General features: G+C 66.6%; 17 protein-coding genes and 1 tRNA gene. 6 read left to right on the forward strand and 12 right to left on the reverse strand.

From position 1 onward, the window contains the following. The first annotated feature begins 153 nt into the window (after window positions 1-153). From A3OK_RS0106195 to A3OK_RS0106210, 4 genes are all read left to right on the forward strand, one after another. Entirely contained in the window at window positions 154-1,740 is a 1,587-nt protein-coding gene (locus A3OK_RS0106195) for a glucan biosynthesis protein D (RefSeq protein ID WP_051092975.1), read from the forward strand. Further along, the gene (gene mdoH, locus A3OK_RS0106200; RefSeq protein ID WP_019904076.1) at window positions 1,728-3,878 is read left to right on the forward strand and encodes a glucans biosynthesis glucosyltransferase MdoH; all 2,151 of its coding nucleotides are present in this window, start codon (window positions 1,728-1,730) and stop codon (window positions 3,876-3,878) included. Before A3OK_RS0106195 ends, mdoH begins: the two co-directional genes overlap by 13 nt. 160 nt (window positions 3,879-4,038) lie before the next feature. Beyond that, complete coding sequence (locus tag A3OK_RS0106205; RefSeq protein ID WP_019904077.1) at window positions 4,039-4,344, forward strand: hypothetical protein; 306 nt, start codon at window positions 4,039-4,041, stop codon at window positions 4,342-4,344. Between the two features lie 294 nt (window positions 4,345-4,638). After that, window positions 4,639-4,728: transfer RNA gene (locus tag A3OK_RS0106210), tRNA-Ser, on the forward strand. A gap of 99 nt (window positions 4,729-4,827) precedes the next feature. Here A3OK_RS0106210 and A3OK_RS0106215 read toward each other — a convergent pair. From A3OK_RS0106215 to A3OK_RS0106230, 4 genes are all read right to left on the reverse strand, one after another. Further along, window positions 4,828-6,474 (reverse strand): bifunctional aspartate transaminase/aspartate 4-decarboxylase, encoded by a 1,647-nt coding sequence (locus A3OK_RS0106215; RefSeq protein ID WP_019904078.1) that lies wholly within the window; start codon window positions 6,472-6,474, stop codon window positions 4,828-4,830. Window positions 6,475-6,498: 24 nt separating this feature from the next. Further along, the gene (gene aspT, locus A3OK_RS0106220) at window positions 6,499-8,178 is read right to left on the reverse strand and encodes an aspartate-alanine antiporter (RefSeq protein ID WP_019904079.1); all 1,680 of its coding nucleotides are present in this window, start codon (window positions 8,176-8,178) and stop codon (window positions 6,499-6,501) included. 101 nt (window positions 8,179-8,279) lie between these two features. Next, the gene (locus tag A3OK_RS0106225; RefSeq protein WP_245259318.1) at window positions 8,280-8,699 is read right to left on the reverse strand and encodes a hypothetical protein; all 420 of its coding nucleotides are present in this window, start codon (window positions 8,697-8,699) and stop codon (window positions 8,280-8,282) included. Between the two features lie 135 nt (window positions 8,700-8,834). Continuing rightward, window positions 8,835-9,206, reverse strand: coding sequence for a hypothetical protein (locus tag A3OK_RS0106230; protein ID WP_026596989.1), 372 nt, complete (start codon window positions 9,204-9,206; stop codon window positions 8,835-8,837). Between the two features lie 702 nt (window positions 9,207-9,908). Here A3OK_RS0106230 and A3OK_RS22390 point away from each other — a divergent pair. Together A3OK_RS22390 and A3OK_RS0106240 are read left to right on the forward strand one after the other, a co-directional pair. Further along, a complete protein-coding gene (locus A3OK_RS22390; RefSeq protein ID WP_245259319.1) occupies window positions 9,909-11,075 on the forward strand; it encodes an AraC family transcriptional regulator in 1,167 nt (388 codons plus the stop codon). Window positions 11,076-11,095: 20 nt separating this feature from the next. Further along, window positions 11,096-11,524 (forward strand): hypothetical protein, encoded by a 429-nt coding sequence (locus tag A3OK_RS0106240; protein WP_019904084.1) that lies wholly within the window; start codon window positions 11,096-11,098, stop codon window positions 11,522-11,524. Window positions 11,525-11,638: 114 nt separating this feature from the next. Here A3OK_RS0106240 and A3OK_RS0106245 read toward each other — a convergent pair whose 3' ends face one another. The 8 genes from A3OK_RS0106245 to A3OK_RS0106280 all read right to left on the reverse strand — a co-directional run bounded on the left by A3OK_RS0106245 (window position 11,639) and on the right by A3OK_RS0106280 (window position 19,559). Continuing rightward, window positions 11,639-14,824 carry a multidrug efflux RND transporter permease subunit gene (locus A3OK_RS0106245; RefSeq protein ID WP_019904085.1) on the reverse strand — a complete coding sequence of 1,062 codons (3,186 nt, stop codon included), beginning with the start codon at window positions 14,822-14,824 and terminating at the stop codon, window positions 11,639-11,641. Between the two features lie 4 nt (window positions 14,825-14,828). Further along, complete coding sequence (locus A3OK_RS0106250; RefSeq protein WP_019904086.1) at window positions 14,829-15,950, reverse strand: efflux RND transporter periplasmic adaptor subunit; 1,122 nt, start codon at window positions 15,948-15,950, stop codon at window positions 14,829-14,831. A gap of 237 nt (window positions 15,951-16,187) precedes the next feature. Next, window positions 16,188-16,802: a hypothetical protein gene (locus A3OK_RS0106255; RefSeq protein ID WP_051092905.1), complete on the reverse strand. Its 615-nt coding sequence runs from the start codon at window positions 16,800-16,802 to the stop codon at window positions 16,188-16,190. 260 nt (window positions 16,803-17,062) lie between these two features. Next, entirely contained in the window at window positions 17,063-17,269 is a 207-nt protein-coding gene (locus A3OK_RS23900) for a hypothetical protein (protein ID WP_155911961.1), read from the reverse strand. A 454-nt stretch (window positions 17,270-17,723) separates the two neighbouring features. After that, window positions 17,724-17,876 carry a hypothetical protein gene (locus tag A3OK_RS24270; RefSeq protein WP_019904089.1) on the reverse strand — a complete coding sequence of 51 codons (153 nt, stop codon included), beginning with the start codon at window positions 17,874-17,876 and terminating at the stop codon, window positions 17,724-17,726. Window positions 17,877-18,181: 305 nt separating this feature from the next. Next, the gene (gene pqqA, locus A3OK_RS24700; RefSeq protein WP_019904090.1) at window positions 18,182-18,271 is read right to left on the reverse strand and encodes a pyrroloquinoline quinone precursor peptide PqqA; all 90 of its coding nucleotides are present in this window, start codon (window positions 18,269-18,271) and stop codon (window positions 18,182-18,184) included. A 187-nt stretch (window positions 18,272-18,458) separates the two neighbouring features. Beyond that, window positions 18,459-19,292 (reverse strand): shikimate 5-dehydrogenase, encoded by an 834-nt coding sequence (locus tag A3OK_RS0106275; RefSeq protein WP_019904091.1) that lies wholly within the window; start codon window positions 19,290-19,292, stop codon window positions 18,459-18,461. Between the two features lie 84 nt (window positions 19,293-19,376). Further along, complete coding sequence (locus A3OK_RS0106280) at window positions 19,377-19,559, reverse strand: hypothetical protein (protein ID WP_155911962.1); 183 nt, start codon at window positions 19,557-19,559, stop codon at window positions 19,377-19,379. Window positions 19,560-20,002 lie beyond the last annotated feature (443 nt).

Raw genomic sequence — 20,002 nt, forward strand, 5'->3', positions numbered from 1 at the left:
GGTGGGTTTGAACGGTTTCGGCCCTTCCGGGCTTAAGGTTGGATTCAGGCTGCCCCATGGTAAAGCCGGGAACCGCCGCACCGCACCCCGCGCCTCCTCCGCGCCGACATCACAGGTCCAATGACGCCGACGATTCTGGGACTTCGCCGCGCCATGATGGAACGTATCTCCAATGATCCCGTGACGACGGGATCACAGGATCACAGCCGGCGCGACCTGCTGCGGCAGGGGAGCGTGGCTGCGTTGATGGGCGCCCTGCCCGGCCTTTCCGCCGGGGTTGCCCTGGCCGAGGACGCGGCCCCCGCCCTCTCCGCCGCGGGCACGCCGTTCCAGGCTGGTATGGTGGCCGACCTGGCCCGCGCGCTGGCCAAGCGGCCCTACGCCGCCCCGCGCACCGACGACCTGCCCGGTGCCCTGACCGGCCTCAACCGGGAGCAGTACAACGCCATCCGCACCGCTCCGGGCAGCGCGGTCTGGTCCCAAGACAATCTTGGCTTCACCGTCGAGCCGCTGCATCGCGGCTCGGTCTTTACCGGCCGCGTCGCCCTGGCGCTGGTGGAGGACGGCAAGGTTCGGCCGTTGGCCTACGACCGGTCGCGATTCGAGGCGGAAGGCTTTGCCCTGCCCGAGTTCAAGGACGATCCCGGCTATTCGGGCCTGCGCATCCGCGCCCGGTTCGATGGCGGCGAGCTCACCGATTTCGCCACCTTCCAGGGCGCGTCGTTCTTCCGCCTCATCGCCGCCGGCCAGGGCTTCGGCGTCACCGCGCGCGCCCTCACCCTGCGCCCGGCCGATTCACGCGGCGAGGAGTTTCCCGAACTCCGCGCCATCTGGGTCGAGCGGCCCGGTCCCGGCGGCCCGTTGGTGCTCCACTGCCTCGTCGATTCCGCCTCCGCCACCGCCTCCCTGAGGATGAGCCTGAGGCCGGGCGGCGCCTCCCTGTGCGATGTCGAGGGCACGGTGTTCGCGCGCGCCGCCATCGACCATCTGGGCCTGGGGGGCATGACCACGAGCTACTTCTTCGGCCCCTACGACCGGCGCGGCGCCGACGACGCCAGGGCCGGTGCCTATGCCTCCACCGGCCTGCAGATCCGCACCGGCGCCGGTGAGGCGATCTGGCGCCCGGCCCGCAACCCGGAGACGCTGCAGGTCTCGTCCTTCGTCGACGAGAACCCGAAAGGGTTCGGCCTGATGCAGCGAGCGCGCCGCTACGGCGATTTCGAGGACGACGTCCAGCATTGGGAGTGGCGCCCGTCCCTCTGGCTCGAGCCGTTCGGCAATTGGGGGCCGGGCGCGGTGACGCTCCTGGAGATCCCGAGCGATTCCGAATTCAACGAGAACATCCTCGCCTATTGGCGGCCGAAGGCCAAGCTGGAGGCGGGCACCGAGCACGCCTTCAGCTATCGCCAGCACTGGTGCTGGCAGCCGCCCGAAGCTCCCCCCGTGGCCCTCGTCTCCGGCACCCGCAGCGGCAAGGCGAAGGGAGAGGGCAACCGCCGGCTCTTCCTGGTGGATTTCACCGGAGACATCCTGTTCGCCGATCCGGACCTGCAGCCGACCCTCCTGACCTCGCCCGGCACGGTGGCGCCCCCGACGCTCTATCGCTATCCCGATCGCAAGACCGTGCGGGTCTCCTTCGAGCTCGATACGGGTGGCGAGAAGGCCTGCGAACTGCGCCTCCTGCTCAAGCGCGGCGATGCCCCCGTCACCGAAACCTGGCTCTACCGGTGGACACCCTGAACACGCACGCGCTTCCCCCCGCCGCCCCGGCCGCCTTTCGGCCGGCGATGCCGCCCGAATCGTCGCTGCCCATGCCGGTGCAGGACCTCGACCGCTGGGACGCGGCCTCGGGCCACCGGCCTGCCCAGCCCTTGCCGCGGCCGTGGCTCGCCCGCGCCCTCGTCTTCGGCGGCGCGGCGCTGCTGACCGCCTACGGCGCCCTGGAGATGTATGAGGTCGTCGCGGTATCGGGCGGGACGACGGCGCTGCAATATGTGCTGCTCGTGCTCTTCACCCTGAACTTCTCCTGGATCGCCCTCTCCTTCATGAGCGCGATCCTCGGCTTTCTCACGCTCCTGCGCCGCCGGAATGCGCCGCTTCCGCCGACACGGCTCTCGACCCGCACCGCCATCGTGATGCCGGTCTACAACGAGGCCACTGCCCGCACCTTCGCCGCCGTCGAGGCGATGAGGGCGGAGATCGACGCCACGGGCCTCGGCGACGCGTTCGACTATTTCGTCCTGTCGGATTCGACGGTCGGCGACGCCTGGATCGCCGAGGAGCGCGCGTTCCTGGACCTGCGCGCGCGCTGGGGCGAGGATGCGCGGCTCTACTACCGGCACCGGGCGAAGAACCATCACCGCAAGGCCGGCAATATCGGCGACTTCGTCTCGCGCTGGGGCGGGGCCTACGACCACATGCTGGTGCTCGACGCCGACAGCCTGATGACCGGTCCTTGCGTGGTCCAACTCGCCGCCGCCATGGAGGCCGATCCCGATTCCGGCATCATCCAGTCGCTCCCGCTCATCATCAACCGCAACACCCTGTTCGCCCGCGTCCAGCAATTCGCGGCGCGCATCTACGGTCCGGTCATCGCCACCGGGCTCTCGGTCTGGTCGGGCCGCGACGGCAATTACTGGGGCCACAACGCCATCATCCGCACCCGCGCCTTCGCGGAAGCCTGCGGCCTGCCCGACCTCAAGGGCAAACCGCCTTTCGGCGGTCACGTCCTGTCGCACGATTTCGTCGAGGCCGCGCTGATCCGGCGGGCGGGCTGGAGCGTGACCATGCTGCCGGCCCTGCCCGGCTCCTACGAGGAGAGCCCGCCCTCGCTCATCGACGTCGCGGTGCGCGACCGGCGCTGGGCGCAGGGCAACCTGCAGCACAGCCGCATCATCGGGACGGCGGGTCTCGCCATGGCCTCGCGGCAGCATTTCGCCACCGGCATCGCCGGCTACGTCGCCTCCCCGCTCTGGCTCGGCCAGCTCGTGGTCGGTATCGCGCTGGTGCTCCAGACCGCCTATGTGCGGCCGGAATACTTCACCTCCGAATTCGGGCTCTACCCGGTCTGGCCGCGCTTCGATCCGGTTCGCGCGCTCCAGCTGTTCGGGCTCACCATGGGCATCCTGCTGGCGCCGAAGCTGCTGGGGCTGATCCTGGCCCTCATCGACGGGCCGGTGCGCCGGGCCTCGGGCGGTGCCATCCGCCTCGTCCTGTCGAGCCTGATCGAGACGATCCTCTCCGCGCTGATCGCGCCCATCGCCATGCTGATCCAATCCGGCTCGGTGTTCGAGATCCTGGTCGGGCGCGATACCGGCTGGAACCCGCAACGGCGCGACGACGGCTCGATCCCGCTGCGCGACATCGTTCGCCGCCACCGCTGGCACATGGTGCTGGGGCTGGTGACCGGCATCGCCGCCTTCGCCATCGCCACCTCGCTGTTCCTGTGGATGTCGCCCACGATCCTCGGTCTCGTCCTCGCCATCCCGATCTCCTGGGCGAGCGGCCAGCTCAGCTGGGGCCTCGCCCTCAAGCGCCTCGGGCTGCTGATGACCCCGGAGGAGCGCGACCCACCCTCCATCGCCGTGAGCGCCGGGGCGCTGGCCGCCCGCAACGCCGAAGGCGGTCTCGACGAGGACGACGCGATCCGCTCCCTCCATGCCGATGCGAGGTTCGCAGAAGCGCATGCCCTGATGCTGCCCGAGATGCCGCAGCGCCCCCGCGGCACCATCGATACCGACCGTGCCCTCGCCCAGGCCAAGGTGGTGGAAGCCGAGACCATCGCCGAGGCCGCCGCCTGGCTCAGCCCGAAGGAGCGCATGGCCCTCCTCCACGACCGCGCCCTGCTCGACCGGCTCTCCCGCCTCGCCCCTGCGTGAGGCCACAGGGTCGGTGCGATGCATCGGACGGGGGCAGTCCAGTTTTCCGGCGCTTCCTGCCGCGGATATCGTCGCCAGATGGGCCGACGGCGTACGCTCTCGCTGAACTTAACCCGACGCCGGTTGTTGCGTGACCACCCGCATTCGACTGGATGGCCTCATGGCACGCACGACCTTCACCCTTTCCGCCTTGCTGGGACTGGTCCTGGCGGGCCCGGCCCTTGCCGAGCCGCTCGCTCCGACCGGAGGCGCGGGCAATACCGGCGTGATGACGCCCGCCATGGAGCCCGGTCCGGTCCCTCGGCCGAACGAGTCCGCCCAGCGGCCCGCTGAAGCCATTCCCGGCAATCCCAGCCCTGCTTCCGTTCCCGGCAGCACACCCGATGTGAATATCGGCGGCACGCCGACCGGCAGCCCGCCGGGCACGGGCGGCACGGCCGGCGGCCCCTCTCTCGGAGGCCGGTAAGTCGAGGCCGGACGGGGCTCGCGAACCACGTCTCCACAACCGGCTGCCCCGCAGAACGGCAGGCGCCCACCTCGTTGCGTACCTGGCCATCCACGACCTGGAGCGCCGCCACCCTGCCCCGTTCTCTCCTCTCATCAAATGTCGGGAAGGCGCGAGGATGCGGTGCCGGCGGTTGACGCTGCCATGCGCGCCGCCATAGACAAGGCGGCCGGATGATTGGGTAGCAATCCGGTAGCAATGGACGAAAAGTCCAAGTATCGGCAAAGGCAAAATATCTAGCTTTTGCAACGGCTTGGAAGGGTGGCCGAGTGGTTTAAGGCAGCGGTCTTGAAAACCGCCGTGGGGGCAACTCCACCGTGGGTTCGAATCCCACCCCTTCCGCCAGCCTTCGTGCCGCCTGGACGACGCGGTCGAGCCGGAGCGACGTCGGCAGCGGAGCTCCGTGCCGGTCTGTCAGATGCTCCGAGCGGGGACGTGCGGTGCTTACTCCGCCGGCACGCCCTCGACGCTCCTTCTCTCTTCGGGCGCATGTTGACGGGCCTCGTAGGCATCCCGGTAGCCGCGCGCGATGGCGCGGACGCCGCGGCCGATATCGTCGTAGACATCGTCGGGCAGGTTGGCGAGGGAGACGCGCAACGACCAGTTCGGTGCCTCGAAGCCGCCGCCGTTGAGCAGCACGATCCCGTGGACCTCGGCCAGGCGGAAGGCGAGGTCGAGGGGGTGGACGTTGCGCTTCAGGTGTTCGACGGCCTCGTCACCGATGTTCTTCCGCGCCCAGAACTCGAAATCGATCAGGCCGTAATACGCATCGAAGTTCGGATTTGGCGTGAGCGTGAGGCCCAGGCCCTCGATCAGCGCCCGTGCGCGCCGATCGACGATCTCCCGGCAGGCGGCTTGGTACCGTTTCTTCTCATCCATCAGTTCGGCCAGCGAGAAGAGGCTCATCATCACCTGCTGCGGCAGCGACAAGCCAGCGGTGTGGTTGAGCGCGACGTCGCGGCTGTCGGCGACGATGCGATCGATGAATCTGAGTTGTCGCGGCTCGAGCGTCAGCGCGCCGTAGCGCCTGTCGAGGGCGGCCGTCTCGGCCGCCGGCAGTTCTGCGATCTTCTTGTCGAAGATGTTGTTCTCGTGAACGGCGATGACGCCGAGACGCCATCCGGTGCAGCCGAAGTATTTCGAATATGAATAGACGCCGATCGTGTTCTGCGGCAGCTCGGCCATCAAGGACTGGAAATCATCCACGAACGTCCCGTAGACATCGTCGGTGAGGATCATCAGGTCGGGGCGCTTGGTCTTCACGAGTTTGGCGATCTTCGCCGTCGTCTCCTTGCTGAGAGCCATCCCGGTCGGATTACCCGGATTGACGACGAAGAAGGCCTTCACCTTCGGATCGAGCAACTTGTCGATCTCCTCGTCGGTGAACTGAAACTTGTTCTCCTGCGGCGCCTTGATGTGCACGACGTTCAGGGCGTAATCCTCGAGATGCGTCATCTCCAGGTACGGCGTGAAGATCGGGGTGCCCAGCGCGATCGTATCGCCGGGATGCAGCAGGCGATTGGCCTTGAGCGACTTGAACAGGTAGCACATCGCCGCGGTGCCACCCTCGACCGCGTAGAGGTCGAACTTGCCGGCGATCGCCTTATGTCCGCACATCGCCCACATCAGGTACTCGTGCGCGATCGTCTCGTTGTGGACGAGCATACGGTCCGGCACCGGGTAATTGTCGCCGATGATCGAATCGACGAGCTCGTGCACGAACGCGTCCGGCTCGAAGCCGAAGGCCTTCACCGCATAGGGCACCATGGCGGACAGGAAGGGCGCGCCCGGCATGTCGCCGTGCTCCGCGAGCCAGGCCTCGAAACGGTTGGCGATGCCGGGGGCTTGGGGCATCCCGCCGAGACCGGCCGGGTGGCTCATCACGCGCCGGCTCTCGCCGACGCTGAACTGACCGAGCAGGAAGAAGCCTTCGCGAGCCGTGGTGGCGATCCAGTTCGGATTGCCGCGACCGGCGTTCAGAAAGGCCGATTGGGTTCGCTTCGACGTCGCCTTGGCAAGCTTGATGAGCTCGTCCTTGATCTCGAATGGACTGAGAGCTTCAAAGTCCTTGAGATGAAAATGATCGTCCATGGAAGTACTCCTGCGATTTTGCGATCACTTATAAAGAAGCACAACGACCATCCCGTAGATGGTCAACACAGTATTGCCGACCGCGTAAGGCATGCCATAGCCGAGCGCCGGAATTTTGCTCTTCGCCGCTTCCTGGATCATGCCCAGGGCCGCCGTCGTGGTTCGGGCGCCGGCACAGGCTCCGAAGAGGATGGCTGGATGAAACTTGAAGACGTACCGGCCGATATAGACGGCCAGGATCATCGGGACCGAGGTCGCGATGGCCCCCCATAGGAACAGGCTCAGGCCGACGGACTTCACGCCGGCGACGAAGCCCGGCCCGGCCGTGATGCCGACGACGGCGATGAACACATTCAGGCCGAGCGTGTTCATGAGCCACAGGGCAGGCCCCGGAATGCGGCCGAAGACGGGTCGGATCGTCCGAAGCCAACCCAGAAACAGCCCCGCCAGCAGCGCACCGCCCGTCGTCGACAGGCTGATCGGAATGCCCCCGACCTTGTAGCTCAAGGCTCCGACGAAGCCGCCGAGCACGATGCCGGCGCCGAGGAAGGCGACGTCGGTGGCCTCGACCGGCCGGTCCGCGTAGCCGAGATGCTGGATCGCCAGTTCCATGTGGCGGCGGCCGCCGACGAGGGTGAGGATATCGCCGCGCAGGACATGCGTCCCCGGCAGGACCGGGATCTCGACCATGTTGCGGGTGATCTTGCGCAGGTAGACGCCGCGCGCCCATTCGGACTCGGACAGCTCCCGGAGGGTCAGGCCCCCCACCTTCCGGTTGGTCACGAAGACGTCGATGACTTCCGCCGGTACGTCGAGCAGCTCGCGATCCTGGACCTCTTCGAGCATCGGGCCGATCGCCTCGACGATATGCTCCCGGCGCCCCGAGATCGCGACGATGTCGCCGGGCTGCAGCACGGTGCCGGCATCCGCGTCGATGATCTCCGCCCCGCGTCGCAGGCGCTCGACGAAGACGCGGAGGCCGGGCCAGAGCTGCTTGACCGGCTGCCCGACGATGCCGCGGTCGTTGCCGATGCGGTAGGCGCGCAACTCGATCTGGCGGTAGGCGGAGGTGAGGCCCGCGTCCGGACTCCCGCCGCCGCCCATCTGAGCTTCGTAGTCCCTGCAGGCCTCGGCGAGATCGACGCCGATCAGCTTCGGGCCGAGCTGAGCCAGGATGATCGCCGAACCGATGGTGCCGAAGATGTAGGTGACGGCATAGCCGATCGGAATCTGATCGTTGTAGGTCTTGATCTGCTCGGGCGTGAAATCGAGCCGCGAGATCTGGTCGGAGGCGACGCCGATCGATGCCGATATCGTCTGCGATCCCGCGTAGAGCCCGGCCGCGTATCCGAGATCGAGCCCCGCGATGCGGGCGCAGAGAAGCGGAACGATCAGACACAGAGCGAGAACGACGAGGGAGAAGGCGATCTGCTTCGGGCCCTCCTTGGTCAATCCGCTCATGAATTGCGGGCCGACGCCGTAGCCGATGGCGAAGATGAACAGGATGAAGAAGGCCGCCTTGACGTTCGGCGAAATCGTGATGCCGAGCTGGCCAATGACCACTGCAGCCAGAAGGGTCGCCGTGACGTTTCCCAGACTGAAGCCGGCGATCTTTCGCGATCCTATTGAAAAACCGATGGCCAGTGACAGAAAAATCGCCAGTTCCGGGTAGTTTCGCAATGTTCCCACGAACCAATCGCTCATGACCGAACTCCCGTACAAGTACACAGGGGGCCTTATCGATCTGCGCTGTTCTCTCCCCTCGACCGGATCGAACGCGCCATCGTGTCGTTGAAACCGGGTCGTCAGTATGGGTGGTCAGCGAAACGGTACGCGCCGGGTCGATACCAGCCGGTGCCTGCCGGCACGGGAGCCCCGACGACCGAATCGGGGCCATGGGGGTCGAAAGGCAGAACCGCAGCGCCGGCGGCGATGAAAGCCGCCAGTGCCCGCAGGTCGTCCGGTTGGTTCCGGTCGCGAGACAGGAAGGCCATCTCCCGCTGGAGCCGAAGGTTGCAGGCCCGAGCGGGCAGACCACCGTTCGGCACGCAGGCGTCGTGCCGGGCGCAGGCGGCATCGACGGCATCGATCGGGGGCAGCGGCGCGTCGTTGCCCAGGCCGCAATAATGGCCGTGGAGGAGCACCGCCGGCTGGCGTGCCGTTCCGCCGGTTTGGGCGAGCGCGAATGACGGCAGACACACGGCGAGAAGGACCGAAGAACCCATCCTGAGGATCATGGCGCTCGACCTCCCCACCCGTGGATGCCGGCCTCGTCGAGAGGCGGTCGCTCGCGCCTTCAGCGGCTCGAACGTGTCTAACAAATGCGCCGGTCCGTCCTCACCGGAGCGCCGGAATTCCCCTCAGTAAGGGCGGCAGACGCCGGAATACGGGTCGTACTGAGCATAGGGCCCGCAACCGCGATAGGACGAGCCGTAATAGCCCGCGGCGGCGGCTGCGCCGACCCCGGCCGCAGCCAAGCCATAGCCGCGATATCCATAGCCGCGATATCCGTATCGCCCGTAGCCGTGGCCGTATCGTCCGACCCGGCCGTAGCCTCCGCGATAGCCGCCGACCCGGCCGCCATGGAAGCCGCCGCCCCGGATCCCCCCTCCGTGGAAGCCGCCGCCGCCCCTGAACCCTCCGCCACCCCCGCGGAAGCCGCGCGCATCGGCCACGACGCTCGTGATGAGCAAGGCGGCGAAGGCCACGGATGCAATAAGCAGAGTTTTCATGAGTGTATCTCCTGGGTGGAGGGCCTCGGGCACAAGCGGGACGGCAATCGTCGGTGCGCCTGCTCACTCGAATCGTCTAGCCGGTCTGACTTATAATCACGAATTCAAATCTATGCTTGATCGAACGGGACAAACGTCGAATTCTGGCAGGTCGGAGATGGCACAATCAGCAATATTTGGCCCGATCACCTGAATCCGCAGCCTCGCGGCATGACCAAAGCGTCGGAGCAGCTGCGCCGGTCGACGCCTGCCCGATCGGATTGCGATCGGTCACGATTCACTGTGTTCGTACATCGCTCACGATTCACTGTGTTCGTACAGATGACGGTACCGCCCACTTCGTCGCGCCACTTGATCGAACAGGACACGCGACGAGTCCGATCGCGATTTTTTCAAACAATCGCGTCTGGCACCACAATGTACGGCACCCGCCATAGATCGTCATTGCCGTAAGACGCGTGACCTAGGGTTGATTCATGTAGAAACGGACGGTCTGACAGGGATTTTGAATGTCCGATCTAGAACGCGTTCAAATGGTGGGATGTAAATTAAAGAATACGCATAAAATTGTCAGTTGATTTTGACTTTTACTGAGAAAATTCACTTTTGTATACGTCAATCTCATCGGTAGTCCGGGAGTTGTAATTGTGTAGCTTGACCGACGCACGGTATGGTCGCTGCGTTTGGGGGGTGATGGTCTCCATGTCCACTTCCACGTCCACTTCCGCTGCATCGCGTATGGGCACAGTGTCGGGTTGGTCGAATGCGACCGACATCCCGAACGTCCCCGAGACACCGCCCCCCGTCGGCCTGACCCGTCCCGGCGTGGCGCAGGCGGTCTACATCACCCTCGTCGAACTCGGTGCTAATCCGGATGACCTCATTGCCGAGATCGGGCTCGATCCGCGGCTCTTCGACGGCGGCGGAACCCGCGTTCCCTACGCCTCCCTCGGCCGCCTGATCGCCCTCGGGGCCGACCGCACGGGCTGCCCGCATCTCGGACTTCTCGTCGGACAGCGCGCCACCCTGGCCTCGCTCGGCCTGCTCGGCCTGCTGATGGGCCACTCGGCGACGATCGGCGACGCCTTGCGGGCTCTCGAAGCCCATTCCGGCGTGCAGAATTGGGGCGCGGTGGTCGGGCTCGGCATCGACAGCCATGTCGCCGTCTTCAGCTACTGCCCTTATGGGCCGGACGCCCAGGGCGCGGCCCTCCATTCCGAGAGGGCTCTCGCCACGACGACCAGCGTCCTTCGGGCTTTGTGCGGCTCCAACTGGGCTCTGTTGGAGGTGTTGCTGCCGCGCTCGGCGCCTCACAACGCGGCCCCCTTCGGCGATTTCTTCCGAGCACCCGTCCGGTTCGACCAGGAGATGGCCGCCCTGGTGTTTCCGGCCAAACTGCTGGAACAGCGCATCGAGGGGGCAAATCCGGCCGTCCGATTGCGAGCGGAGGGGCGTATCCGCCGGCTCGAGGCGGAGCATTCGTCCAATCTGACGGATGACCTCCGTCAGTATCTCCGGGTTCAGGTGACGCGGCAGCGCTGCAAGGCGGAGCGGGTCGCGCGCTTGCGGCTGGTCAATCGACGGACCTTGAGCCGTCGTCTGAAAGCCGAGGGAACGACGTTCAAGGAGCTCGCCAACGAGGCGCAATTCCAATTGGCCATGCAGCTCCTGACCGACACCAACATGAACATGACGCAGATCTCGGCGGTCCTCGACTTCTCCGAGCCGGCCGCCTTCAGCCACGCTTTCCGGCGCTGGTCGGGCATGACGCCGAGCGCCTGGCGCTCGGCGAACCACCCGGCGGAGAAACGTGGTCGGCCGCAGGCCAACGCGTCCGTCCCGGATGAGACACGTCAACCGTTCCGGTAGAATGGGTGGAGGAAGCAGCGATGACAGCGCCAGGTTTCGTTGCCGCCGCAGCGCTCGGGCTGAGCCTCGCGGCCTCGGCCGGAGTGCCGGCCACGCAGGCGGCGGGGGCCGGTCCCTCCGGCTACCAGGGCACCTGGGTGCTGGACGGGCGCGACTGCGCGGACGTCTTCTCATCCTCGGGGAAAGGGGCCTCCTACAAGAAGCCCGTCGACATCTTCGCACCTGCCTTCATCATTTCCGGCACGCGTCTGAGAACACCGATGGCGACGTGCAGGATCGTGTCGGTTCGACCGACCGGGGACCGTCAGCGTCTCGTCCTCGATTGTGCGAACGCCGTGGCGGCCCAGGAGGTCAGGGTTTACATGAAGCCGCAGGCGAACGGCTTTCTGACACGCTACTACAATGAGCAGGACCCGACCGGGACCGGCTACCGTCGCTGCTCGCCATGAGCCGCGGCGGAGCGGCAGACGCGCCTACGGAAGGTGCGGACCATCGGGACTGAGTGCGGTCTCGTCGTCCGTCATCGATCGTCCTTTCTCCGTGCCTCGCGCGACCGGATGGCCTCACTCGGCCGGAAGGTGCCCCGCCGTGCCGGCCGGCTCCGCCGCCGATGCGTCGGTCCGCCCCTTCTTGCCTCCCATGAGGCTCCAGGCCCGCTCTCGCAGGCTCTGGAACAGCACGTAGAGGGGCGGGATCACGAAGATGCCGATGAAGGACGCGGCGATCATGCCGCCGAAGACCGGGGTTCCGACGTTGCGCCGGGCCAGCTGCGAGGCGCCGGTGGCGATTACGAGGGGCAGCAAGCCGAGGATGAAGGCGAAGGAGGTCATCATCACCGGCCGGAAGCGCAGGCGGGCGCCTTCGGTGGCCGCTTCCCGCAGGGGAACGCCCTTGTCGCGCTTCTCCTTGGCGAACTCGACGATGAGGATGCCGTTCTTGGCCGCCAGACCGATGAGCACGATCATGCCGATCTGCGCGTAGAGATCGAGGGTGAGCTTGCCGTATGCCATGGCGGCGTAGGCGCCGACGATTCCCACGGTCACCGACAGCAGTACCGGAACGGGGATGGTCCAGCTCTCGTAGAGCCCGACCAGGAACAGGAAGGCGAACAGGACCGCGAAGGCGAGGATGATCGCCGTCTTGCCCTCGGCCCGCTTCTCCTGGAAGGCCGTGTCGGTCCATTCGCCGCCGAAGCCCGCCGGCAGGGTCCGGGCGGCGACGCCTTCCATGGCGGCGAGGGCCTGGCCCGACGAGATGCCCGGCGCGGGCGAGCCCTGGATCGTGACGGCGCGTAGGTTGTTGTAGCGGATCAGCGAGGGTGGCCCCACCACGATCCGGACCTCCGCGAGGGAGCGCAGCGGCACCATCTGGCCGTCCTTGTTGCGCACATTGATCCGGTAGATGTCGTCGATCCTGGTCCGGTCGGCCGCCTCCGCCTGGACCTGCACCTGCCAGGTGCGCCCGAACAGGTTGATGTCGTTGACGTAGAAGCCGCCGAGCGAAGCCTGGAGCGCCTGGAACACGGCGCTCAGGGACACGCCGAGGACCTGCACCTTGTCGCGATCGATATCGAGGTAGACCGACGGGTTCGTCGCCGAGAAGGTGCTGAACACGCGGTTCAGCTGCGGTTCCTGGTTCGCCGCCACGACGAGGCCGCGCAGGACCTGGGCGAGCTCCTTGGGATCGCCGCCGCGCAGGTCCTGCAGGACGTAGCTGAAGCCGCCGCCGGTACCGAGGCCGATGATGGGCGGGGGCGCGAGCGGGACGACGGTCCCGCCGGGGACCTCCCGGAACCGCTGGCCGAGCCGCGCGATCAGGGCCGTCGCCCCGTCCGCGGCCGCCTTCCGCTCCTCGAACGGCTTGAGGGTCACCACCAGGAAGGCCGCGTTGCCCTGCGAGTAATTGTCGATGAAGTTGAGGCCGATCACCGACGTGGTGTCGGCGACCGCGTGCTCCTCGCGCAGGATGGCCTCGGCGCGGGCCACGACTTCGGAGGTGCGCCCGACCGATGCGCCTTCCGGCAATTGCACGACCACGAAGAAGGCGCCCTGGTCGTCCTCGGGCAGGAAGCCGGTCGGGGTGATCTTCGCGAACTCGACCGTGCCGTAGGCCGCCGCACCGGCGAGGACGAGACCGAGGAGCGAGACGCGCACGATGCGGGCGACCGTGGCACCGTAGCCGTCGCGGACACGGTCGATGGAGCGCATCACGAAGCCCATGATGCCCCGGCGCGGCCCGTGATGGGGCCGCAGCAGCACGCCGCACAGGGCCGGCGACAGGGTCAGCGCGTTGATCGCCGAGATGAACATCGAGACCGCCACCGTCACGGCGAATTGGCGGAAGAGCTCGCCCGAGATGCCGGGCACGAAGGCGACCGGCACGAAGACCGAGAGCAGGACCAGCGTGATGGCGATGATCGGCGCCGTGATCTCGGCCATCGCCTGCTTCGTCGCGTCCCGGGGCGACAGGTCCGGGTGCTCCTCCATCACGCGCTCGACGTTCTCGACGACTACGATGGCGTCGTCGACCACGATGCCGATGGCCAGGACCAGGGCGAGCAGCGAGACGGAATTCGCCGAGTAGCCGACGGCCTTGAGCACGATGAAGGTGCCGATCAGGCTGACCGGCACGGCGAGCGTCGGGATCAGCGTGGCGCGCAGGCTGCCGAGGAACAGGAACACCACGATGACGACGAGCACGAAGGCCTCGATCAGCGTCTTCTGGACCTCGTGGACCGTCTCGGTGATGAAGGCGGTCGGATCGTAGGTCACCTTCCAGGCAAGGCCCTCGGGGAAGGTCTTCGCCAATTCTCCGACCCGCTTCTCGACTTCCTTCAGGGTCGAGAGGGCGTTGGCGCCGGGCGATTGGTAGATCGCGATGACGGTGGCCGGGCTGCCGTTCAGCCGCGTCTCGCGGTCGAGGCTGGCCGCGCCGAGATCGATCCGGGCGACCTCGCCGAGGCGCAGCACCGAACCGTCGGGGTTCGTGCGCAGGACGATGTTGCGGAACTGCTCTGCCGAGGTCAGCCGGCCCTGCGTCTGGATGCTGAGCTGGAGCTGCTGCTCGTCCGAGATCGGGCGGGCGCCGATCCGCCCCACCGGGGCCTGGACGTTCTGCGCCTGGATCGCCCCGATGACGTCGCCCGTGGTCAGGTTGAGGCCCGTCAGCTGGTCGGTCCGCACCCAGGCCCGCATCGCGTAATCCTGCGGACCCCACAGGGTCGCGTCGCCGACGCCGGGCGTGCTCTTGACCCGGTCGAGCAGGTTGATCGTCACGTAGTTCGAGATGAACAGCGGGTCCTGCGTCGCCGTCGGCGAGTAGACCGCCAGCACGCCGAGCAGGGCCGAAGACTTCTTCTTGACCGTGACGCCCTGCTTGCGGACATCTTCCGGCAGCTTGGCGAGCGCGATCTGGACGCGGTTGTTGACGTTGACCGCGTTGATGTCGGGATCGGTCCCGAGCTCGAACGAGCCGGTGAGCGTGTAGCTGCCGTCGTTGCCGCTGACGCTCTTCATGTAGATCATCTTGTCGACGCCCACGACCTGCGACTCGATGGGTTGGGCGACGGTGGATTCCACCACGTCGGCGGAGGCGCCGGGATACATCGTCGTCACCGAGACCTGCGGCGGCACGATGTCGGGATACTGCGCCACCGGGATGGTCAGCAGCGCCAGCCCGCCCGCGATCGAGATGACGATGGCGATCACCACCGCGAGCCGCGGTCGGTCGACGAAGATGGCGGAGAACATGGGCTCAGATCCTGCTGGCCGATTGGCTGACCGGGGTCGCCTGAACGAGGATCCCGGGCCGCACCCGCTGCAGGCCATCGACGATGACGAGCTCGCCGCCCGAGAGGCCCTCCGCGATGACGGCGTCCGGGCCGCTGCCGCCGGGGGCCGGCTTGACGCGTCGCGTCGCGGCCCGGCCGTCCTCGACGATGAACACGTAGACGCCGCCCTGATCGGCGATGAGGGCCGATTGCGGCACGACGACCTTCTGCTCCGGCTGCCCGGCCTGGAGGTCGACACGCACGAGCTGACCGTCGCGAAGCGCGTCCGTCGGGTTCGGCATCGTGGCCCGCACGATCACCGTGTCGGTGGATCGGTCGACGCTGACATTGACGAAGTCGATCCGCCCGACCTCGCCATAGGCGGTGCCGTCCGAGAAGCGGATCCGGACCGCGATCTTGCTGCGGTCGGGGCGCTCTCCACCCTTCTCGTAGCGCAGGAATTCGCGCTGGCTCACCGGGAAGGTGAGGTACATCGGGTCCTGGCTGACGATGGAGGTCAGGACGCCGCTGTCGGGGCCGACCACGTTGCCCTTCGTCACGCTGGTCCGGCCGATCCGGCCGGCGATGGGAGCGAAGATCTGCGTGTAGCCGAAGTTGATGCGCGCGGTCTGGAGGTTCGCCTCGTCACCCGTGACGGCACCCTTCGCCTGATCCAGGGCGGCGCGGGCCTGATCGCGGGCGACCACGGTCCCCGAGTTCCGATCGAGTAGCTCCTGAGCCCGCTGCAGCTGGATGGCCGCCAGGGTGTAGGCGGCCTTGGTGCGTTCGAGGGCGCCCTCGGCCTGCTTGACCGCCGCCTCGAACAGGTCGGGCTCGATCTGATAGAGCGGCGCCCCCTCCTTGATCGCCGCGCCCTCCTTGAACAGGACGGCGTCGAGGAAGCCGGTGATGCGAGCGCGGATCTCGACCCGCCCCACCGCTTCGATGCGGCCGACGAAATCGAGCGTCTGGTCGATGGCCTTGCGCTCGGCCGTCACCGTTCCGACCGGGACCGCCGCGGGCGCGGCCGGCTGCTGCGCTCGGGCGGGCAGGCTGAGCCCGACGAGGAGAGGCAGGACACACAATCGGGGGAAAAGGCGGAACATGCTCGTTCCTGTCTTCGGCACGGTCACCGAAAGCGGGCACCGTCGCCTCGTTCTCGCAGCTTCGGCGCAGGCGGGCTTGATCGGACGGGACGGAAACGGCCCGATACCAGACCTCGATGAGCGTGGATCATCGCGGTCGGACCGCGCGACGGCGCGGCGGCTTTCGTCCGCCGGACCTCGGTGGGACTCGCCGAGACTTGGTATGCGATCGACATCCGGGCCGTTGCGGCGATGGGGTCAAGGATCGTTGCTGGCCCGCGTATTCGGTCGGGCCGCTTCAGGCTCGCCCCTGAACAGGAGCGTGTGCAAGTATTCACGCCCGATCGCCCGGCCGAGCTCCCGAAACGTGAAATACGGGATCAGGGCGACGGCCATGATCGCCCAGGCCGAAGCGAGACCGCGAAATCCGCCTCCGCCGATGGCCGGCACGCTGTCGGCCAGCGATGTTCCGCGCCAGAGTGCGAGCCCCATCTCCTCGAGCAGGTAGGCGCTCACGAGGATGGCCGCGAAGGCGCAGGATCGAGCGAGGATCGGATAGAGCAGCGGCCGTCCCTGGAAATGGGGGCGGACATCGAGGCTCTCGGCCACGAGCATGATCTTCGCCAGGATCCAGGCGTTGATGAAGGCGAGGCCGTAGAACCCGTAGCTCAGGCCATGACGCGACAGGACCATGTGCTCATGAAGGATGAGGATACCGAAGACCACCAGGAGGTACAGGAAGATGCCGAGGATCCTCCTGGCCTCCTCGATCATGCGGCGGCCGACCCGCTGCTTGCGGCTGCCTGCCTGGGTAGCCACCATGGTCTGGGCGGGAGCCGGGAGAGACGGGGATGGCGGTCGCGGATCGCTCATGGAGATTACCCGCCGCTGGATCTCCGACACGTGATATCGGACGCCGACGTGACGCGATCAGTTTAGCATGGCGGGCGTCGATGTCGTAAGACTGGTCCCGCCGCCTCTCGACGGCGTATCAACTTACCCGAGATCCGGACTTCACTGTGCGGGATGCCGATCGAGACTGGCCAATTCACCTTGCTCGGCCCGATCGACGTCAAGGCACCCCCATCGGACCCGTCTCGATGAAGTGACGCGACCTGATGAGTGTCCGACGGTCATGCCGGTTCGCAGGCCGGCACTACCCATCGTGACATGCCCGACGCTGCCGCGGCGAGGTCCGGCGCCTCCGTCTCGATGGACGGACTCGGTCCCTGTGACCGGACGCCCAGCGGGCCGGCATCGAGCTTCGCGATCAGCGCTGCCATGTTCTCCGGCAGATCGGTTTCGCGATCGAGGCCGAAGGCGAGGTCGAGGGCGGGCATCGTGCTCCGCAGGACCGCTCGGGACGCCGAGGCAGCCACATCACGCTCTTGCGATTCCGTGAGGGTGGCCCGCAGGATGATCGTGCCGAGGACCGTTGTCGGTAGAGCGAGCATGGCTTCCACGGGGGTGCGCGACGCGCCCTGCCGCGAGGTCGCCGACTCCGATGGTGGCGGCCCGTCTCGCAAGGCCGCTCAAGCTAGGCCGTGGAGGTTGAACCGGACCTGAAGGACGGTGGTCGGCATCCCCGCATTGCCGCCCAAAAGTGGCGAAGTCCGCTCGATCCATCCGGGGCCGACCCACGATCGTGAGGCCCGGCCCTCGTCGAAGCGTTGGGCCATCGGCCGTGATGAGTCAGGGGAGGCAGAGTCGCCCGCGCGCGGCGAAGAATGACGGAATAGTCCATGATCGTGCCGTCACATGCTTGACGGCCTGGAACGGCCAGCGGCGACGGGATCAGATGTAGTGCCGGAACACGACCTGGCTCTGGAGATCCTGCGCCTTGCCGCGCTCGCATCCTTCTGCGGCGGTGCGGCCCGCCATCACGGATGCGGGCAAGACCATTGAGACGAGGGCGAGCAGCCAGCGGAAGGGGCGTGCAGCTGTCATATCAGGCTCCTGGGCTCGGGTGGGATCAGGTGGTCACCGTGTCATCGTGCGCAGATATTGCCTGAATGTTTCATGGCTGAGCTTGGTCCGTCTCGCTGTGCTCGGACGCACATCGGCGCCCCGGCCCGACGCGAACGGGAGCTCGCTCAACCCGCGAGAGCATCGGTTCCCGGTGCGAGGCTCAAGCCTGGAGGCAGGTCCGCCTTGCAGGCAGGTCTGAAACGGAAAAAGCCGCCCGAAGGCGGCTCATCCCGGAGATCGTGATCTCGTCGCGTCTGGAGGAAGCTTGGAAGCTTCCGATCCACTTAATTGAAGGTGTCGATCTCAGCCGACTCGTAGCTGGTGACTTCCATGCCGACACACACTTCCAGAACAACCGGTGCAGTCCAAGCCATGATGTTTCTCCTGCGTTGCAAGTCTTCCTGAGAAGACATCTCAGATGCGCGGCACGACCGCGCTTGAGAGATACCTATTGCCCAGGACGCGCCAAAGCAAGGAAATATCTTGCAGGATTCCCTTAGTTTTCTCTCATGGAACGCTGCCCGGAGCGACATGCGGACGGGGCGCTGCCGGTGCAGGCCATCATGTCCGGGCAGAGGCCGCAGCGTCGTCCACCTGCTCCGGGCTGGGGTTAAGGCCGGTATAGAGGACGAATTGCTCCAGCGCCTGCAGCACCACCACCTCATGGCCGGTGATGCGGCGCTTGCCCGCCTGCTCGGCCGCGCGCAGGAACGGCGTGGTCGATGGCAGCGCCACCACGTCGAAGGCGATGTCGCAGGCCGCGATCAGAGGGACGGGAAACGCGAGCGCGTCGGCGTCCGGGCCTTCCATCCCCAGCGGCGTCACGTTGATGAGAAGCGGGGCTGGGATGAGAAGCGGGGCTTGCGCCGCGCCGATCTCGGGGCGCCAGTCGTAGCCGTAGCGTGTCGCCAGCGCCCGGCCGGCCCCTTCGTTTCGGGCGATGAGGGTGCCCAGCGTGAAGCCGGCGTCGCGCAGGGCGGCGATCACGGCCTTGGCCATGCCGCCGGAGCCGCGCAGGAGAAACGGCGTTCGCGGATCGATGCCATGCTTCCGCAGCAGCAGGCGAATGGCGACATAATCGGTGTTGTGGCCGGTGAGGCGCCCGGCCTCGTTCACCACCGTGTTGACGCTGTCGATAGCCGCCGCCGAGGGTTCGAGGCCATCGAGAAGGGGAATCACCGCCTCCTTGAACGGCATCGAGACGGCGCAGCCACGGATGCCCAGCGCACGGATTCCGCCGATCGCGGCGGGCAGGTCTGTGGTGGTGAAGGCCTTGTAGACGTAATCGAGCCCCATGAGCTCGTAGAGCCGGTTGTGGAAGCGCGAACCGAAATGACCCGGGCGTCCCGAAAGGGACATGCACAGCGTGGTTTCGCGTCCGATCGGCGGCTTCATCGCAGTCTCCGGTTACCCGAAGGCGCGGCCCGTTCCGCGTTCCGGCACCGGAGCGATATCATGTCCCGTGGAGCGTGGCGCCGGTCAGACCTTGCGGGTGCGTCCGTCGTCCAGGATGGCCTCGGCATGGTACCAGCTCTCGCCGAAATCCATCCTGGGCAGTGCCATCGGCGGCGACAGGCGGGCTGCGAGATCCACCACGGCATCGCTCCCCTTGCGCGTGCCGTTCGAATAGGCACGCGGAGCGACTGCGTCCTTTCTGGGCACGAACGCAAAGATTTCGGCCGAATTCCGAGGTGAATTCATAGTCATAATTCTACGTCTCCAATGGCTGCTGGGCGTTCATGCACCCGACGTCACCTGATGATATGAGTGTCGTCTGATATTTGCACCGGATAAACGCAAGAAAAACAGTACATGCCGGTAATTCGAGCATGCCTGAATTTGTTTCACCTACCAGATCATGGTGCGCTGCCACAGCGACAATCATGAGCCCATCTTCGAAGTGGTGTTCCGCACCCCTGCTCGTGCCGCCGTCGCGCGGCGGTTCGGGGCCTGAGCATCCACGGGCAGCGCGCATCGCACTTAAGCGAGGAAGCCTCCACGCAACGGTCTTCGCGAGCGCGGATCGAATCTCGACCCTTCATGCCGGCGGTCTTCCGGAACCATCGCAGCGTCAATCTCTTGATCCGGCCTAGCAAGGACGCTTC

It is taken from the genome of Methylobacterium sp. 77, from assembly GCF_000372825.1.
GTDB lineage: Bacteria > Pseudomonadota > Alphaproteobacteria > Rhizobiales > Beijerinckiaceae > Methylobacterium.